The 16,057-nt window shown below is 72.5% G+C and carries 16 protein-coding genes; 7 read left to right on the top strand and 9 right to left on the bottom strand.

The features are described 5' to 3' along the window. Positions 1-48: 48 nt before the first annotated feature. From tpiA to pgi, 4 genes are all read left to right on the top strand, one after another. Positions 49-804, top strand: a complete 756-nt coding sequence (gene tpiA, locus RM844_RS02215) for a triose-phosphate isomerase (RefSeq protein ID WP_311664336.1) — start codon at positions 49-51, stop codon at positions 802-804. A 133-nt stretch (positions 805-937) separates the two neighbouring features. Beyond that, positions 938-1,168: a preprotein translocase subunit SecG gene (gene secG, locus RM844_RS02220; protein WP_311664014.1), complete on the top strand. Its 231-nt coding sequence runs from the start codon at positions 938-940 to the stop codon at positions 1,166-1,168. 83 nt (positions 1,169-1,251) lie between these two features. Further along, positions 1,252-1,587 carry an RNA polymerase-binding protein RbpA gene (locus RM844_RS02225; RefSeq protein WP_311664016.1) on the top strand — a complete coding sequence of 112 codons (336 nt, stop codon included), beginning with the start codon at positions 1,252-1,254 and terminating at the stop codon, positions 1,585-1,587. A gap of 160 nt (positions 1,588-1,747) precedes the next feature. Beyond that, positions 1,748-3,400, top strand: coding sequence for a glucose-6-phosphate isomerase (gene pgi, locus RM844_RS02230; RefSeq protein WP_311664018.1), 1,653 nt, complete (start codon positions 1,748-1,750; stop codon positions 3,398-3,400). Positions 3,401-3,431: 31 nt separating this feature from the next. Here pgi and pgl read toward each other — a convergent pair whose 3' ends face one another. Genes pgl through tkt form a run of 5 tightly spaced genes read right to left on the bottom strand, consistent with a single transcriptional unit; the run spans position 3,432 to position 9,886 of the window. After that, complete coding sequence (gene pgl, locus RM844_RS02235) at positions 3,432-4,139, bottom strand: 6-phosphogluconolactonase (protein WP_394814407.1); 708 nt, start codon at positions 4,137-4,139, stop codon at positions 3,432-3,434. A gap of 38 nt (positions 4,140-4,177) precedes the next feature. Further along, positions 4,178-5,113 carry a glucose-6-phosphate dehydrogenase assembly protein OpcA gene (opcA, locus tag RM844_RS02240; RefSeq protein ID WP_311664022.1) on the bottom strand — a complete coding sequence of 312 codons (936 nt, stop codon included), beginning with the start codon at positions 5,111-5,113 and terminating at the stop codon, positions 4,178-4,180. After that, the gene (gene zwf, locus RM844_RS02245; RefSeq protein WP_311664024.1) at positions 5,110-6,645 is read right to left on the bottom strand and encodes a glucose-6-phosphate dehydrogenase; all 1,536 of its coding nucleotides are present in this window, start codon (positions 6,643-6,645) and stop codon (positions 5,110-5,112) included. The genes opcA and zwf overlap by 4 nt, the downstream gene beginning before the upstream one ends. 7 nt (positions 6,646-6,652) lie before the next feature. Then, on the bottom strand, positions 6,653-7,771 hold the full coding sequence (gene tal, locus RM844_RS02250; RefSeq protein ID WP_311664026.1) for a transaldolase: 1,119 nt from the start codon (positions 7,769-7,771) through the stop codon (positions 6,653-6,655). Between the two features lie 36 nt (positions 7,772-7,807). Continuing rightward, complete coding sequence (tkt, locus tag RM844_RS02255; RefSeq protein ID WP_311664028.1) at positions 7,808-9,886, bottom strand: transketolase; 2,079 nt, start codon at positions 9,884-9,886, stop codon at positions 7,808-7,810. Positions 9,887-10,244: 358 nt separating this feature from the next. Between tkt and RM844_RS02260 the strand changes: the two genes are divergently transcribed. The 3 genes from RM844_RS02260 to RM844_RS02270 are packed head-to-tail and all read left to right on the top strand — an operon-like array spanning position 10,245 to position 12,026. Then, positions 10,245-11,186: a heme o synthase gene (locus RM844_RS02260; RefSeq protein ID WP_394814394.1), complete on the top strand. Its 942-nt coding sequence runs from the start codon at positions 10,245-10,247 to the stop codon at positions 11,184-11,186. 45 nt (positions 11,187-11,231) lie between these two features. Next, positions 11,232-11,606 carry a hypothetical protein gene (locus RM844_RS02265; protein ID WP_311664032.1) on the top strand — a complete coding sequence of 125 codons (375 nt, stop codon included), beginning with the start codon at positions 11,232-11,234 and terminating at the stop codon, positions 11,604-11,606. Positions 11,607-11,666: 60 nt separating this feature from the next. Further along, positions 11,667-12,026: a glyoxalase superfamily protein gene (locus RM844_RS02270; RefSeq protein ID WP_311664034.1), complete on the top strand. Its 360-nt coding sequence runs from the start codon at positions 11,667-11,669 to the stop codon at positions 12,024-12,026. Positions 12,027-12,071: 45 nt separating this feature from the next. Here RM844_RS02270 and RM844_RS02275 read toward each other — a convergent pair whose 3' ends face one another. The 4 genes from RM844_RS02275 to RM844_RS02290 all read right to left on the bottom strand — a co-directional run bounded on the left by RM844_RS02275 (position 12,072) and on the right by RM844_RS02290 (position 15,693). Then, positions 12,072-12,851, bottom strand: coding sequence for an SAM-dependent methyltransferase (locus RM844_RS02275; protein WP_311664036.1), 780 nt, complete (start codon positions 12,849-12,851; stop codon positions 12,072-12,074). Positions 12,852-12,948: 97 nt separating this feature from the next. Next, positions 12,949-13,926 (bottom strand): COX15/CtaA family protein, encoded by a 978-nt coding sequence (locus RM844_RS02280; RefSeq protein ID WP_311664039.1) that lies wholly within the window; start codon positions 13,924-13,926, stop codon positions 12,949-12,951. Positions 13,927-13,990: 64 nt separating this feature from the next. After that, the gene (locus tag RM844_RS02285) at positions 13,991-14,764 is read right to left on the bottom strand and encodes an ABC transporter permease (protein WP_311664041.1); all 774 of its coding nucleotides are present in this window, start codon (positions 14,762-14,764) and stop codon (positions 13,991-13,993) included. Beyond that, complete coding sequence (locus tag RM844_RS02290) at positions 14,761-15,693, bottom strand: ABC transporter ATP-binding protein (RefSeq protein WP_311664043.1); 933 nt, start codon at positions 15,691-15,693, stop codon at positions 14,761-14,763. Before RM844_RS02290 ends, RM844_RS02285 begins: the two co-directional genes overlap by 4 nt. Positions 15,694-16,057: the final 364 nt, after the last annotated feature.

The following is a 16,057-nucleotide window of genomic DNA, read 5'->3' on the forward strand; positions in this document are numbered from 1 at the left end:
CAGCAGAGCAGTGAAGAAAGGGGCGGGCGCGTGAGTCGCACTCCGCTGATGGCCGGCAACTGGAAGATGAACCTCAACCACCTTGAGGCCATCGCACAGGTGCAGAAGCTCGCCTTCGGTCTCTCGGACAAGGACTTCGAAGAGGTCGAGGTGGCGGTGCTGCCGCCGTTCACCGACCTGCGGTCCGTGCAGACCCTGGTCGACGGCGACAAGCTCAAGATCAAGTACGGGTCCCAGGACATCTCGGCCTTCGACTCCGGCGCCTACACCGGCGAGATCTCCGGGCCGATGCTGGCCAAGCTGAACTGCTCGTACGCGGTCATCGGCCACTCCGAGCGCCGGCAGTACCACGGGGAGAACGAGGAGTCCTGCAACGCCAAGGTCAAGGCGGCCTACCGGCACGGCATCACCCCGATCCTGTGCGTCGGGGAGCCGCTGGAGGTCCGCAAGGCCGGCACCCAGGTGGCGCACACCCTGGCCCAGCTCGACGGCGCGCTCCAGGACCTGCCGGCCGAGCACGCGGCCAGCATCGTGATCGCCTACGAGCCGGTGTGGGCCATCGGCACCGGCGAGGTGGCCACCCCCGACGACGCCCAGGAGGTCTGCTCGGCGATCCGGGGCCGGCTCGCCGAGCTGTACGACGGCGCCCTGGCCGACGCGGTCCGCATCCAGTACGGCGGTTCGGTCAAGTCGGGCAACGTGGCGGCGATCATGGCCCAGCCCGACGTGGACGGTGCGCTGATCGGTGGGGCGGCGCTGGACGCCGACGAGTTCGTCAAGATCGTCAGGTTCCGTGATCAGTAGGGCCTGGGGGCATCGGCCGCGCTAGCGGTACCCTGTCCGGGAGCCGGCGACCGGTGCTCGTCGCCGTGGGCCGGCTCCCGGAGGCACTCCCGGAAATGTCCGTTGTCCGTCGTTGCAGAGAGTTGGTCCAGTCGTGGAAACGGCGTTCCAGATCGCCCTGATCGTCTTCAGCGCCCTGTTGGCGCTTCTCGTGCTGATGCACAAGGGCAAGGGCGGCGGCCTCTCCGACATGTTCGGCGGGGGTATGCAGTCCTCCGTCGGCGGCTCCTCGGTCGCCGAGCGGAACCTGGACCGGATCACCGTGGTCGTCGGCCTCGTCTGGGCCGCGATCGTGGTGGTGCTCGGTCTGCTGATGAAGTCATAAGTCAGTAACTCCCAGCACTGGACGTGCGTTGAGCCTTGCATAGACTGAGGACTTCGCAGGATGGCAGGCAGGGAGTAACGACCGTGGCAGGTGGCAACGCGATCCGGGGCAGCCGGGTCGGGGCGGGGCCCATGGGTGAGGCCGAGCGCGGTGAGACCGCGCCTCGGCTGAGGGTCTCCTTCTGGTGCGCGAACGGGCACGAGACACAGCCCAGCTTCGCCAGCGACGCACAGATCCCGGACACCTGGGACTGTCCCCGTTGTGGTTTCCCGGCAGGCACCGAGCGGGACGCCCCGCCGGACCCACCACGCACCGAGCCCTACAAGACGCATCTGGCCTATGTCCGTGAGCGGCGCAGCGACGCGGACGGCGAGGCCATCCTCGCCGAGGCGCTCGCCAAGCTGCGCGGCGAGATCTGAGCGAACGAGTCCTCGGTGAACGGGCCCGGGGGCCGACCGTCCGGTCGGCCCCCGGGCCCGTGCCCTTGTCCCTGTCCGGCTGCCGGTACCCGAGCGGGCCGCGAGGCCGCATCGGCTAGCGTGGGCCAGGACGCAAGCACAAGGGATAACCGAGGCGAACATGACTGATGGTGGCCGGGTCAGGCTCGATCAACTGCCCGCGTGGCAGGCGCTCGCGCAGCACCGCGCGGAGCTGGGCGACGTGAGCCTGCGGGAGTTGTTCGACGGGGACCCGCGGCGGGCCGAGCGTTACGGGCTGACCGTCGGCGGGCTCTACCTGGACTACTCCAAGCAGCTGGTGACCGACGAGACGCTGCGCCTGCTGCGCGAGTTGGCCGGCGCCACCGAGGTGGCCGGGCTGCGGGAGGCGATGTTCCGCGGTGAGCGGATCAACGTCACCGAGGACCGCGCGGTGTTGCACACCGCGCTGCGTGCCCCCGCCGACGCGGTGATCGAGGTGGACGGCGAGAACGTGGTGCCGGCGGTGCACGCGGTGCTGGACCGGCTGTCGGCGTTCGCCGAGCGGGTGCGTTCCGGGGAGTGGCGGGGCCACACCGGGCAGCCCATCAGGACCGTGGTCAACATCGGCATCGGCGGCTCCGACCTGGGCCCCGCCATGGCCTACGAGGCGCTGCTGCCCTACACGGCGCGGGAGTTGGACTTCCGCTTCGTCTCCAACGTGGACGGCGCCGACCTGCACGAGGCGCTGCGCGACCTGGACCCGGCGACCACGCTGTTCATCGTCGCGTCCAAGACCTTCACCACCATCGAGACCATCACCAACGCCACCTCGGCGCGGCAGTGGCTGCTCGACGGGCTCGGCGGCGACCAGACGGCGGTGGCGCGGCACTTCGTGGCGGTCTCGACCAACGCCGAGAAGGTCGCGGCCTTCGGCATCGACACGGCCAACATGTTCGAGTTCTGGGACTGGGTCGGCGGCCGGTACTCCTACGACTCGGCCATCGGCCTCTCCCTGCTGGTCGCGATCGGTCCCGACCGGTTCCGCGAGATGCTGGACGGCTTCCGACTGATGGACGAGCACTTCCGGACGGCGCCGCCGGAGCGCAACGCGCCCCTGCTGCTCGGGCTGCTGGGTGTCTGGTACGGCGCCTTCTTCGACGCCCAGGCGCACGCGGTGCTGCCGTACAGCCACTACCTCTCGCAGTTCACCGCCTACCTCCAGCAGTTGGACATGGAGTCCAACGGCAAGCGGGTGGACCGGAACGGAGAGCCCGTCAGCTGGCAGACCGGGCCCGTCGTCTGGGGCACCCCCGGCACCAACGGGCAGCACGCCTACTACCAGTTGCTGCACCAGGGCACCAAGCTGATCCCGGCCGACCTGATCGGCTTCGCCCGCCCGGTCGCCGAGCTGTCGCCGGTCCTCGCCGACCAGCACGACCTGCTGATGGCCAACCTCTTCGCGCAGGGGCAGGCGCTGGCCTTCGGCAAGACGCCGGACGAGGTGCGGGCCGAGGGCGTGGCCGAGGAGCTGGTCCCGCACCGGACGTTCCCCGGCGACCGGCCCACCACCACCATCCTGGCCGACGAGCTGTCGCCGTCCGTCCTGGGCCAGCTGGTCGCCCTCTACGAGCACAAGGTGTTCGTGCAGGGCGCGGTGTGGGACATCGACTCCTTCGACCAGTGGGGTGTCGAGCTGGGCAAGGTCCTCGCCAAGCGGGTCGAGCCGGCGCTGGTCGAGGGCGCCGAGGTGCCGGGCCTGGACCCGTCGACCGCCGGGCTGGTCGCCCGCTACCGCGCGCTGCGCGGCAGGTGAGCGACGGCCTCCGGCGGTCGGCGGGGTGGCGTCAGCCGGCCGCGGCCGCCGGAGGCAGCTCGACTGCCGCCGCCTGGTCGACCAGCAGCAGGGTGCGGGCGGTGCCCCGGGCGCCGGCGGCCGGGGTCTCGGCCGGGTCGGTGGCCGTCAGCGTGCGCGCCGCGGCCGTGGCCTTGTCGGCCCCGGCGGCCAGCAGCCAGACCTGCCGGGCCGTGGCGATCGCCGGCAGCGTCAGACTCAGCCGGGTGGGCGGCGGCTTGGGAGCCTCCCGCACCGCCACCACCGTCCGGTCCCGCTCGCGCACCCCGGGCAGCCCGGGGAAGAGCGAGGCGACATGGCCGTCCGGGCCGACGCCGAGGAGCAGCACGTCGAAGGGGCCGCCCGCGGCGGCCAGCTCGGCGGCGTACGCTTCGGCGGCGGCCTCCGCGTCCGTCCCGTAGGGGCCGTCGGACGCGGGCATCACATGGACCCGGCCCGGCTCCAGCGGCACCGCGTCCAGCAGCGCGGCGGCCGCCTGGGTGTGGTTGCGGTCCGGGTCACCGGCCGGTAGGAAGCGCTCGTCCCCCCACCACAGGTCGAGCCGGGACCAGTCGATGGCCTCCCGGGCCGGGGCGGCGGCCAACGCGGCCAGCAGCCCGTTGCCGTTCCGCCCCCCGGTCAGCACCACCGACGCCGACCCGCGGGCCGCCTGGGCCTCCTGGACCGTGGTGATCAGCCGGGCCGCCGTGGCCTCGGCCATCAGCCGCTGGTCCCGGTGGACCAGCAGCTCGGGCGCGGTCACGAGGCACCCGCGGCGGCGGGCCGGCCGCCGGCGCGGACCGCCCGCGCGTAGGCCTCGTCCGGGTCCAGCCGGCGTAGCTCCTCGGCGAGCAGCTCCGAGGTGGCGCGCCGGTTGAGCGCCACGTGGCGGTCCGGCTGGCCCGGCACGGCCAGCTTCGCCATCGAGCCGTCGGGCCGGTCCAGGCAGATGGCCCCGTCCTCGACGGTCAGCCGCACGGCGCTGATCCCCGGGCTGGCCGTCACCGTCCGGGTGACGTCGACGCCGAGCCGCTCGCCCAGCCAGAGCGCCAGCAACTCGGTGCTGGGGCTGTGCTCCTCGCCCTCGACCTCGGCCCCGGTGATCCGGGTGTGCTTCTGGTCCAGCGCCGCGGCCAGCACGCTCCGCCACGGGGTGATCCGGGTCCAGGCCAGGTCCGTGTCGCCGGGGGAGTAGACCGCGGCCCGCCGGGACAGCTCGGCCGTCGGGTCCTCGGCCGCCGCCGCGTCGGTGATCCGCCGCTGCGCCAGGGCGCCCAGCGGATCGTCCGACGGGTGCGCCGGCGCCTCCTCCGGCCACCAGACCACCACCGGGGCGTCCGGCAGCAGCAGCGGCAGGACCACGCTGTGCGCGTGGCCGGCCAGCTCGCCGTGCAGCCGCAGCAGCACCGTCTCGCCGATGCCGGTGTCGCCACCGACGCGGACCTCGGCGTCCAGCCGGGCCGAGGCCCGCTCGCGCGGGGAACGGCCCGGCCGGCGGATGACCACCAGGGTCCGGGACGGGTGCTCCTTGGACGCCTCGTTGGCCGCCCGGAGCGCGTCGTAGTGGTTGCCCTCGTCGGTGACGATGACCATGGTCAGCACCATGCCGACGGCCGGCGAGCCGGTCGTCCGACGGGCCCTGACCAGCGCGGAGTTGATCTGGCTCGACGTGGTGTCCGTGAGATCGATGTTCATGGTCGCCGCCAGCTCCGTCCGTCGCGCGCCAGCATGTCGTCGGCCGCCTTCGGGCCCCAGGTGCCGGCGGTGTACGGCTCCGGCTTGCCGTGGCTGGCCCAGTACTCCTCGACCGGGTCGAGGATCTCCCAGGAGCGCTCGACCTCCTGGTGCCGGGGGAAGAGGTTGGTGTCGCCGAGGAGCAGGTCGAGCAGCAGCCGCTCGTACGCCTCGGGGCTGGACTCCGTGAAGGACTCGCCGTAGGCGAAGTCCATCGTGACGTCCCGGATCTCCATCTGGGTCCCCGGCACCTTGGAGCCGAACCGCACGGTGATCCCCTCGTCCGGCTGCACCCTGATGACCAGGGCGTTCCGTCCCAGCTCCTGGGTGTCCGTGGTGTTGAACGGGGAGTAGGGGGCGCGCTGGAAGACCACCGCGATCTCCGTCACCCGCCGGCCGAGCCGCTTCCCCGTCCGCAGGTAGAACGGGACGCCGGCCCAGCGCCGGTTGTCGATCTCCAGCTTGATGGCCGCGTAGGTGTCGGTGACCGACGCCGGGTCGATCCCCTCCTCCTCCAGGTAGCCGGCGACCTTCTCGCCGCCCTGCCAGCCGGCCGCGTACTGCCCGCGCACCGTGTGCCGGCCCAGGTCGGCCGGCAGGTTCACCGCGTTCAACACCTTGAGCTTCTCGGTGACCAGGGTGTCGGCGTCGAACGAGGAGGGCTCCTCCATCGCCGTCAGCGCCAGGAGTTGCAGCAGGTGGTTCTGGATGACGTCGCGCGCGGAGCCGATGCCGTCGTAGTACCCGGCCCGGCCGCCGATGCCGATGTCCTCGGCCATGGTGATCTGGACATGGTCCACGTAAGAGCGGTTCCACAGCGGCTCGAACATGGTGTTGGCGAAGCGCAGCGCCAGGATGTTCTGGACCGTCTCCTTGCCCAGGTAATGGTCGATCCGGAACACCTCGTGCGCCGGGAAGACGTCGTGCACCACCCGGTTCAGCTCCTGCGCGGAGGCCAGATCGTGCCCGAAGGGCTTCTCGATCACGGCCCGCCGCCAGCTGTCCCCCGGCCCCTCCGAGAGCTGGTGCTTCTTCAACTGCCGCACCACCGTGGGGAAGAACTTGGGCGGCACCGAGAGGTAGAACGCGAAGTTCCCTCCCGTGCCCCGCTCCTTGTCCAACTCCTCGATCGTGCCGCGCAGCCGGGTGAACGCGTCGTCGTCGTCGAAGGTGCCCTGGACGAAGCGCATCCCCTCGGCGAGCTGCCGCCAGACCTCCTCGCGGAACGGGGTCCTGGCGTGCTGCTTGACCGAGTCGTGCACCACGCGGGCGAAGTCCTCGTCCGCCCAGTCCCGACGGGCGAAGCCGACCAGGGAGAACCCCGGCGGAAGCAGCCCGCGGTTGGACAGGTCGTAGACGGCCGGCATGAGTTTCTTGCGGGAGAGGTCGCCGGTGACCCCGAAGATGACCAGGCCCGACGGCCCCGCGATGCGGGGCAGTCGGCGGTCCTGGGCGTCACGCAGCGGGTTGGTCTCGGGCTCGATACCGCTCACCTGAGACTCAACCCTCCTCGCCGGCCAGGCGCTCCAGCTCCGCCTTGGTCGACTCCAGCAGCCCGACCCAGGCGGTCTCGAACTTCTCCACGCCCTCGTCCTCCAGCAGCTGCACCACGTCGGCGTAGTCGACGCCGACCGCGGCCAGCGCGTCGAGGTCGGCGCGTGCCTGCTCGTAGGTGCCGGCGACGGTGTTCCCGGCGATCTCGCCGTGGTCCTCCGTGGCCTTGAGGGTGGCCTCGGGCATCGTGTTGACGGTGCCGGGGGCCACCAGCTCGGTGACGTAGAGGGTGTCCGGGTAGTTCGGGTCCTTCACGCCGGTCGAGGCCCACAGCGGACGCTGCACGTTGGCACCGGCCCGGGCCAGGGCCTGCCACCGGTCGGCGGCCACGACCTCCTCGAACGCCTGGAACGCCAGCCGGGCGTTGGCCACCGCGGCCTTGCCCCGCAGCGCCTCGGCCTCGGGGGCGCCGAGCGCGGTCAGCCGCTTGTCGATCTCGGTGTCCACCCGGGAGACGAAGAACGACGCCACCGAGTAGATCTTGTCCAGTTCGAGGCCGCGGGCCTGGGCCTGCTCAAGGCCCTTCTGGTAGGCGTCCATCACCTCGCGGTACCGGTCCAGCGAGAAGATCAGCGTGACGTTGACGCTGATACCCCGCCCGATGGTCTCGGTGATGGCGGGCAGCCCGGCCTTGGTGGCCGGGATCTTGATGAACGTGTTGGGACGGTCGACCAGCCAGGCCAGCTGCTTGGCCTCGGCGATGGTCGCCCGGGTGTGGTGTGCCAGCCGTGGGTCCACCTCGATCGAGACCCGGCCGTCCAGCCCGCCGGTCGCGTCGTACACCGGGCGCAGCACGTCGGCCGCGTCCCGGACGTCGGCGGTGGTGATCATGCGCACCGCCTCCTCGACCGTGACCCCGCGCGCGGCCAGGTCGGCCAACTGCTCCTCGTAGCCGTCGCCGTGCGAGATCGCCTTCTGGAAGATGGTCGGGTTGGTCGTCACGCCCACCACGTGCTGCTGGTCGAGCAGCTCCGCGAGGTCGCCCGACGAGATCCGACGGCGGGACAGGTCGTCCAGCCAGATCGCGACACCCTCCTCGGAGAGGCGCTTGAGTGCGTCAGTCATGGAATTTCGCGTCTCCTGCTGTCGTGTGTGTCGGTGTCAGCGCTCGGCGGCGGCCAGGGATTCCCGCGCGGCGGCCGCCACGGCCTCCGGGGTGATGCCGAACTCGCGGTAGAGGGTCTGGTAGTCGGCCGAAGCGCCGAAGTGCTCAAGCGACACCACCCGACCGGCCTGGCCGACATACCGGTGCCAGGTGAGACCGACACCGGCCTCGACCGCGACCCTGGCGCGCACCTCGGGCAACAGCACATGATCCCGGTACGCCTGCTCCTGCTCCTCGAACCACTCGGCGCAGGGCATCGACACCACCCGAGTGGGCACCCCGGCGGCCTGCAGCTCGGCCCGGGCGGCCACCGCCAGCGACACCTCGGAGCCGGTGCCGATCAGGATCACCCGCGGTGCGCCGCCCTCCGCCTCGGTGTGCACGTAGCCACCCCTGGCGGTGTCCTCGTTGGCCGGGTAGGTCGGCACGTTCTGGCGGGTCAGCGCCAGGCCGTGCGGGGCGGGCGCGGCGCCGTGCCGGCGGAGGATCTCCCGCCAGGCGATGGCCGTCTCGTTGGCGTCGGCCGGGCGCACCATGTTGAGCCCGGGGATGGCGCGCAGCGCGGCCAGGTGCTCCACCGGCTGGTGGGTCGGGCCGTCCTCGCCGAGACCGATGGAGTCGTGCGTCCAGACGTAGGTGACCGGCAGCTTCATCAGGGCCGCCAGCCGGACCGCGGGGCGCATGTAGTCCGAGAAGACCAGGAACGTGCCGCCGTAGATCCGGGTGTTGCCGTGCAGCGCCACGCCGTTCATCGCCGAGCCCATGGCGTGCTCACGGATACCGAAGTGCACCGTGCGGCCGTACGGGTCGGCCTCCGACAGCGGGTTGTCCCCCGGCAGGAAGGAGGAGTTCGCGTCGATCGTGGTGTTGTTGGAGCCGGCCAGGTCGGCGGAGCCGCCCCACAGCTCGGGCAGCACCCCGCCCAGCCGCTTGAGCACCTGCCCGGAGGCCTTGCGGGTGGCCACGTCGGTGCCCGGCTCGAAGGTCGGCAGCGACTGCTCCCAGCCCTCCGGCAGCTCCCCGGCCTGGACCCGGTCGAACAGCGCGGCCCGCTCCGGGTTCGCCGCGCGCCAGCCGACCAGCTGCTTCTCCCAGTCGGCGCGGGCCGTCTGGCCGCGCTCCACGGCGGTCCTGGCGCGGGTCAGCACCTCGGGCGCGACCGCGAAGTGCGCCTCCGGGTCGAAGCCCAGCACCTGCTTGGTGGCGGCCACCTCGGCGGCGCCGAGCGCCGAGCCGTGCGCGGCCTCGGTGTTCTGCGCGTTGGGCGCGGGCCAGGCGATGATCGACCGCGCGGCGATGATCGACGGCCGGTCGGTGACGGCCTGGGCGGCCAGGAACGCCTCGTGCAGCGCGGCCGGGGCCAGGTCGCCGTTCTCCTGCGGGGCGACCCGCTGCACGTGCCAGCCGTAGGACTCGAAGCGCGCCAGCACGTCCTCGGAGAAGGCGGTCTGGGTGTCGCCCTCGATGGAGATGTGGTTGTCGTCGTAGAGCAGGACCAGGTTGCCCAGCCGCTGGTGGCCGGCGAGCGAGGCGGCCTCGGCGGCCACGCCCTCCTGGAGGCAGCCGTCGCCGGCGATGACCCAGACGGTGTGGTCGAACGGGGAGGTGCCGGGGGCCGCCTCCGGGTCGAAGAGGCCACGCTCGTAACGGGCGGCCATCGCCATGCCCACCGCGTTGGCCACGCCCTGGCCCAGCGGGCCGGTCGTGGTCTCCACCCCGACCGTGTGGCCGAACTCCGGGTGCCCCGGGGTGCGCGAGCCCCAGGTCCTGAAGGACTTCAGATCCTCCAGCTCCAGGCCGTAGCCCGCGAGGTAGAGCTGGATGTAGAGGGTCAGGCTGGAGTGCCCGACGGAGAGCACGAAACGGTCCCGGCCGGCCCAGTCGGGGGTCGACGGGTCGTGCCGCATCAGCTTCTGGAAGAGCAGATAGGCGGCGGGTGCCAGACTCATAGCCGTGCCCGGATGGCCGTTGCCGACCTTCTGCACGGAGTCCATGGCCAGGACGCGGGCTGTGTCAACGGCCCGCTGGTCCAGTTCGGTCCATTCGAGATCTGAGGTCGTCGGCTTGCTGCTCACCCTGCGTCAGGGCTCCTCTCCGGCGGTATATAGCTGGTGACATGACATTTCCGCCTGGCGGCGGAGTCTTCTCACCCGGCCGAGTCGAGCCTACCTCTGGCCAGGACAGCGCCTCCCGGTCGCTCGGCCCTTCCGCCGGTCGAAAGACTTTCGACCACGGGACGAGGTCGGTCGGCGCCACACGGCACCCCCCGCGACAGGGGGAACGGGGTGGGCGACTAAAGTGACGCGGTATGTGCGGACCTCGTCGTCCGGCCGGGCGCCGGCCGAGGCCCGCCGAGACCACCGGCGGCGTCACCTGCCCTTCCGGGGCGGCAGGCGCCTTCCGATCGCTGATGTCGCACATCCAGAGGTGCCCGTGACGGCCGTTGATTCCCGCCCAGTGGCTGGGTCCGCTTCGGGCTCGCACTGTTGGACGACGGGAGATCGGATCAAGGCCTTCGTCGCTCTGACGAAGCCCCGGATCATCGAGCTGCTGCTGATCACCACCGTGCCGGTCATGTTCCTGGCCGCGCAGGACGTCCCCGACCTGTGGCTGGTGCTGGCCACCTGCCTCGGCGGCTACCTGTCGGCCGGCGGCGCCAACGCGCTGAACATGTGGTACGACCGGGACATCGACGCGCTGATGGAGCGCACCCGGAACCGCCCGCTGGTCACCGGGGTCGTCTCGCCGCGGGAGTGCCTCGCCTTCGGCCTGACGCTGACCGTGGTCTCCACCGTCTGGTTCGGCCTGACGGTCAACTGGATGTCGGCCGGGCTGGCCCTCGGCGCGCTGCTCTTCTACGTCGTCGGCTACACGATGCTGCTGAAGCGGCGCACCAAGCAGAACATCGTGTGGGGCGGCATCGCCGGCTGCATGCCGGTGCTGATCGGCTGGTCCTCGGTGACCGGCGAGGTCTCCTGGGCCGCCGTGATCCTCTTCCTGGTGATGTTCTTCTGGACGCCGCCGCACTACTGGCCGCTGTCCATGAAGGTCAAGGACGACTACGCCAGGGTCGGCGTGCCGATGCTGCCCGTGGTCGCCGGCAACCGCGCGGTCGCCCGGCAGATCGTGGTCTACAGCTGGGTGATGGTCGCGATCTCGCTGCTGCTCTGGCCGCTGGGCTACACCGGCTGGTTCTACCCCGTGGTGGCGGTGGCGGCCGGCGCCTGGTGGCTCTGGGAGGCGCACGCGCTGCACGCCCGCGCCCGGGCCGGGGCGACCGGAGCGAAGCTCAAGGAGATGCGGCTCTTCCACTGGTCCATCACCTACGTCTCACTGCTCTTCCTCGCGGTGGCCATCGACCCGTTCCTCCGCTGACCCGACACCACCCACCGCGCCCTACCGGCGGGTAGCATACGGGCCATGACTGACACCGCGGAGAACACCGAGCCTGGTTCGGTCCCCGAGGAGGCCGGCCACGACCGCGCGACCGAGCGTCGGATCGCGCGGGTGGCCCGCCGGCTGACCGCGTTCACCGGTCGGCACGGGTCGGGCACCGAGGGGCAGATCAGCTATCTGGGGGCGCGCGGCTACCGGCTGGTGCTGGTCGGCCAGGACGGCGCCTTCGGCGACCAGGTGGCGGCCAGCGAGGAGATCCTCACCCGGGCCGCCGAGCGGGCCGGGGTGCCGTTGCGGGACGCCTTCGACGGGGAGCTGGCGGCGCGGGTCCGCACCGGGCCCTACGAGTGGTCCCGGATGGCGGGGTCGCAGCTCGGCGGCGAGGCCAACCAGGGCTGAGCCGGTGGGCGCCCGCCGGCGCACGGGTGACTGTCAGTGGTGTGGTGCACCATGTCGGTCATGAGTAGGCGCGTCGCTGTCGAAGAGGCCATTCCGGTGCTGTGGGTGCGGGAGGTGGCCGCCGTGCTCGGCTGGTATCTCCGGCTCGGCTTCGGACTCCGCTGGGAGCACCGCTTCGAGCCCGGGCTGCCCGTCTTCGCCGAGCTGGGCCGTGGTCCGCTGCGGCTGTTCCTCTCCGAGCACGAGGGGGACGCCAGGCCCGGCGGCCTGGTCTACCTCAGGCTGGCCGATCTTGACGCGGTGGCCGAGGAGTTCGGGGTGCCCGTCCGTGCGGAGCCCTGGGGGCGGGAGCTGGAGTTGACCGACCCGGCCGGGAACCGGCTGCGCATATCCGATCCCCAGGACGACCAGGCGGTCTGAGCCCCGGGGGAGCGGGCCGTCGCCGGCCCCGGCGGGGCGAGTCGGTCAGTCCAGCGGCTTGCGGGCGATGACGACGCCGAAGCTGGTCCACCGCCCGGCGTCCACGCGCAGGGTCGTGGGGTCGCCCTCGGGATCGGTCTTGGCGAAGGGGTCGTGGCGGGCGAACTCGTCCCACCAGGCGGTGGCGTCGGCGGCGTACTCGGCGTGGACGATCTCGAAACCGGCCTCGGTTACCTGGGAGACGGTGGTGGTCAGGTCGCTGAAGCAGGCGGCCCAGGAGAACTCCCCACGCGTCACGTAGGGGCGTAGGTCCTCGGGGATGGGCACCTCCAGGTGCATCGGCTCGCCGAGGCCGAACACCCCACCCGGGCGGAGGATCCGAAGGATCTCGCCCAACGCGGCCTGGTAGCCATCCCGGCCCTCCAGGGCGCGGATCATCTCCAGGGCGGTGGTGGAGTAGGCGAAGTCGAAGGCGCCGGTGGCACATCCGGTCTCCGGCACGCCGGCCCTGAGCGCGAGCACGCGGTCCGCCACGCCCCAGGAGCGGGCGTTGTCGATGACGTGCTCCACCATCGGGCGGCCGTCCTCCCGGTCCTCCCAGGGGTCCAGGGCGAGCGCGGTGACCTGGTACTCCCTGGCGAGAAAGCAGGTCTGGAGGCCGCGGTTGGAGCCGATGTCGACCAGGGTGGCCCCGGCCCGCAGGCCCATCGCCTCCGCCATGTGCTCGGCCAGCCGCAGCCCGCCGGGGCCGCTGCACTGGGCGTAGACGTGATCGAGATCGGGGTAGGCGTCGGCCCGGCGGTGACGGGAGTTGTTGTCGTGCATGAGGAGAGGCTCTCCCCGGCGTCGGCCGATCGCAACGGAATTGGCCGGGTGGGCACCGGTCGGCGCCGAGGCCACCCGGTGCTGGTGCCGGGCCGCCTCAGGAGGCCTTGGCCAGCGTGGGGGCGGTCGCGGGCGGGTCGGTCGGCTGGACGTCCGAGCGCTCCCGGACGGCCAGCAGCAGCCGCAGCATGCAGATCCACATCAGGGTGGCCCCCAGCAGGTGCGCCCCGACCAGCACCTCGGGCTCGTCCAGGAAGTACTGCACGTAGCCGATCACGCCCTGGGCGAGCAGCACGATCACCAGCTCCCTGGCCCTGGCCACCACCGCCGGCGGCGAGTCCAGCACCCGCAGCCCCAGCCAGATGGCCACCGCGCCCAGCACCACCAGCCAGGCGAGCGCGGAGTGCAGCCGGGTGATGACCTCCCAGTCGAACGGCATCCGCTCGATGTCGCTGTCGTCGCCGGCGTGCTTGCCCGAGCCGGTCACCCCGGTGCCCACGATCACCAGCGCGGCGGCGGCCAACGTCAGCCCCCACACGGCGCGCCGCAGTGGCGGCCCCACCAGCGGCCGCGGCGGTCCGTCGCCCTCCCGGGCCCGCACCCAGGCGAGGGTCGTCACGGTGACCAGCGCGGTGGCGGCCAGGAAGTGCCCGGCCACGATGAACGGGTTCAGCTCCGTCAGCACCGTAATTCCGCCGACCACCCCGTTGGCGGCCACCACCCAGAACTGCGCCCAGCCCAGCCGGGTCAGCGAGCGCCGCTCCGGCTTGGCCGACCTGGCGGCCACGATGAACCAGCCGACGGCGGCAGAGACCACGTAGGTCATCATCCGGTTGCCGAACTCTATGGCGCCGTGGAAGCCCATCTCCGTGGTCGCGACCAGGCTCTCGTCGCTGCACTTGGGCCAGGTGTCGCAGCCGAGTCCGGAGCCGGTCAGCCGGACCGCGCCGCCGGTGACCACGATGACGACGCTCATCACCAGCGCGGCGAGCGCGGCTCGGCGCACCGTCCCGGGTCGGGGAGTCCAGCGGGCGGCCACAAAGGCGAGGGGGTTTCGCACGACTTCCTTGAGCACCCGCTCATCGTAGGCCCCCGCTTGTGCGCGGATTCACGAGCCCCACCGGAAGCCGCCGCGACGCCTACTCCCAGCGGAAGAAGCGGGCCGCCAGCCCCAGCCCGAGCACGGACCAGCCGGCCAGCACCGCCACGTCGGCCATCTCCGGCCAGCCGCCCTCCCGCAGCACCTCGCGCAGCCCGTCGGCCAGCGCCGGGACCGGCAGCAGCTCCAGCGCCACACGCAGCCCGTCCGGGTACTCGGTGAGCGGGACCACCACCCCGCCGAAGAAGAGCAGCAACACGAAGAGCAGGTTGGCGGCGGCCAGCGTCGCCTCGGCCCGCAGCGTGCCCGCCATCAGCAGCCCGAGGCCGGAGAGCGCGGCCGTGCCCAGCAGCATCAGCCCCACGACGGCCAGGGGGTTCCCCCGGGGCGACCAGCCGAGCGACAGCGCCACCACGCTCAGCAGCGCGGCCTGGAGCAGCAGGGTGACCAGCACCGCCCCGGTCTTCCCGAGCAGCAGCGCCCAGCGCGGCAGGGGGGAGACGCCGAGCCGCTTCAGCACCCCGTAGCGGCGCTCGTACCCGGTGGCGATGGCCTGTCCGGTGAAGGCGGTGGCGAGCACCGCCAGCGCCAGCACGCCGGGGGCCAGGAAGTCGATCCGGTCTCCGGGACCGGTGTCGATCAGGTCGACGGAGCTGAAGAGCGCCAGCAGCAGCGCCGGGATGATCATGGTGAGCAGCAGCTGCTCCCCGTGCCGCAGCAGCATCCGGGTCTCCAGCGCCGTCTGGGCCAGGATCATCCGGGGCAGTGGGGCGGCGCCCGGGCGTGGGGTGTGGCGGCCGGTGTCGGCGGTCATCGGAGTTCCCTGCCGGTCAGTTCGAGAAAGACGTCCTCCAGGGTGTGCCGCCGGGTGGTGATCCGGTCGGCCAGCACCCCGTGCTGGGCGCACCAGGCGGTCACCGTGGCCAGCAGCCGGGGCCCCACGTCGCCGGTGATCCGGTAGCTCCCCGGCGTGGGCTCGGTGACCTCGCTGTCGTCCGGCAGCGCGGCGCGCAGCGAGGCCAGGTCGAGGCCCGGGCGGCCGGCGAAGCGCAGCACGTCGGCGTCGCCGCCCCGGCACAGCTCGGCCGGGCTGCCGTCCGCGATCACCCGGCCGCCGTCCAGGATCGCGACTCGGTCGGCCAGCTCCTCGGCCTCGTCCATCAGGTGGGTGCTCAGCACCACGGTGACGCCGTCCGTCCGCAGCTCCCGGACCAGCTCCCAGGTCGCCTGCCTGGCCTGTGGGTCGAGCCCGGCCGTCGGCTCGTCGAGGAAGACCAGCTCGGGGCGGCCGACCACGGCCATGGCCAGGGCGAGCCGCTGGCGCTGGCCGCCGGAGAGTCGGCGGTACGGCGTGCGGCCGCAGGAGCCGAGGCCGAGGCGCTCGCTGAGCGCGGCGACATCGAGGGGGTGGGCGTAGAGGCTGGCGATGTGCCGCAGCATCTCCCCGGCGCGCGCGCCGGGGTACACGCCCCCCTCCTGCAACATCACACCGATGCGGGAGCGCAGCGCCGCCCCTTCGGCCACCGGGTCAAGACCGAGCACCCGCAGCCGCCCGGCGTCCATCCGCCGGTAGCCCTCACAGGCCTCGATCGTGGTGGTTTTGCCGGCTCCGTTGGGCCCCAGCACGGCCGTCACCGAGTGGGCCGGCACGGTCAGGTCGAGGCCGTCCACGGCCGTCCGCTCTCCGTACCGTTTGACCAGTCCGACCGCCTCGACCGCCGGTGGAGCCCCCGCGCTACGCATGGGGGGAGTCTAGGTCGGCTCGCGCGGCCGGCCGTCGCCCGGGTGCGCGCGGGCCGCTCGCCCGGGCGTTCGGCCGGGCGGGCCGGGCCAGTCGGTGGGCGGGCCGGGCCGGCCCGTTGCCCCTGCCGCCAAAGCCCCCTGGCCCCTGCCCCGGCCTGCCCCGGCCCCCTAGCCTCGCTGCCCGTGGGGCGACGCGCCGCGGGTGGCCGCCGGCACGGCGGGGACCGTCACTCCCGGGAAGCACTCGCCGACGCGCCGCCAGCCCCGTGTCCCGGCCCCGGTGCCCCTCCCGCCCCCACCCGGGGCCCCGGTGCGCCCTCGCGAGCCAGGGAGGAGGGGGCGGCCATCCGGTTAGGGTCGCCTT

Source organism: Streptomyces chisholmiae (genome assembly GCF_031845445.1).
Classification (GTDB): Bacteria; Actinomycetota; Actinomycetes; order Streptomycetales; family Streptomycetaceae; genus Streptomyces; species Streptomyces chisholmiae.

What these genes read in the sequence shown, in the direction of transcription:
- RM844_RS02275 (WP_311664036.1), bottom strand. Translation starts at nt 12,851, where the DNA reads ATGCACGACAACAACTCCCGTCACCGCCGGGCCGACGCCTACCCCGAT.
- tpiA (WP_311664336.1), top strand. Translation starts at nt 49, where the DNA reads ATGGCCGGCAACTGGAAGATGAACCTCAACCACCTTGAGGCCATCGCA.
- opcA (WP_311664022.1), bottom strand. Translation starts at nt 5,113, where the DNA reads ATGAACATCGATCTCACGGACACCACGTCGAGCCAGATCAACTCCGCG.
- pgi (WP_311664018.1), top strand. Translation starts at nt 1,748, where the DNA reads ATGACTGATGGTGGCCGGGTCAGGCTCGATCAACTGCCCGCGTGGCAG.
- RM844_RS02290 (WP_311664043.1), bottom strand. Translation starts at nt 15,693, where the DNA reads ATGCGTAGCGCGGGGGCTCCACCGGCGGTCGAGGCGGTCGGACTGGTC.
- RM844_RS02265 (WP_311664032.1), top strand. Translation starts at nt 11,232, where the DNA reads ATGACTGACACCGCGGAGAACACCGAGCCTGGTTCGGTCCCCGAGGAG.
- tal (WP_311664026.1), bottom strand. Translation starts at nt 7,771, where the DNA reads ATGACTGACGCACTCAAGCGCCTCTCCGAGGAGGGTGTCGCGATCTGG.
- RM844_RS02270 (WP_311664034.1), top strand. Translation starts at nt 11,667, where the DNA reads ATGAGTAGGCGCGTCGCTGTCGAAGAGGCCATTCCGGTGCTGTGGGTG.
- RM844_RS02285 (WP_311664041.1), bottom strand. Translation starts at nt 14,764, where the DNA reads ATGACCGCCGACACCGGCCGCCACACCCCACGCCCGGGCGCCGCCCCA.
- pgl (WP_394814407.1), bottom strand. Translation starts at nt 4,139, where the DNA reads ATGGCCGAGGCCACGGCGGCCCGGCTGATCACCACGGTCCAGGAGGCC.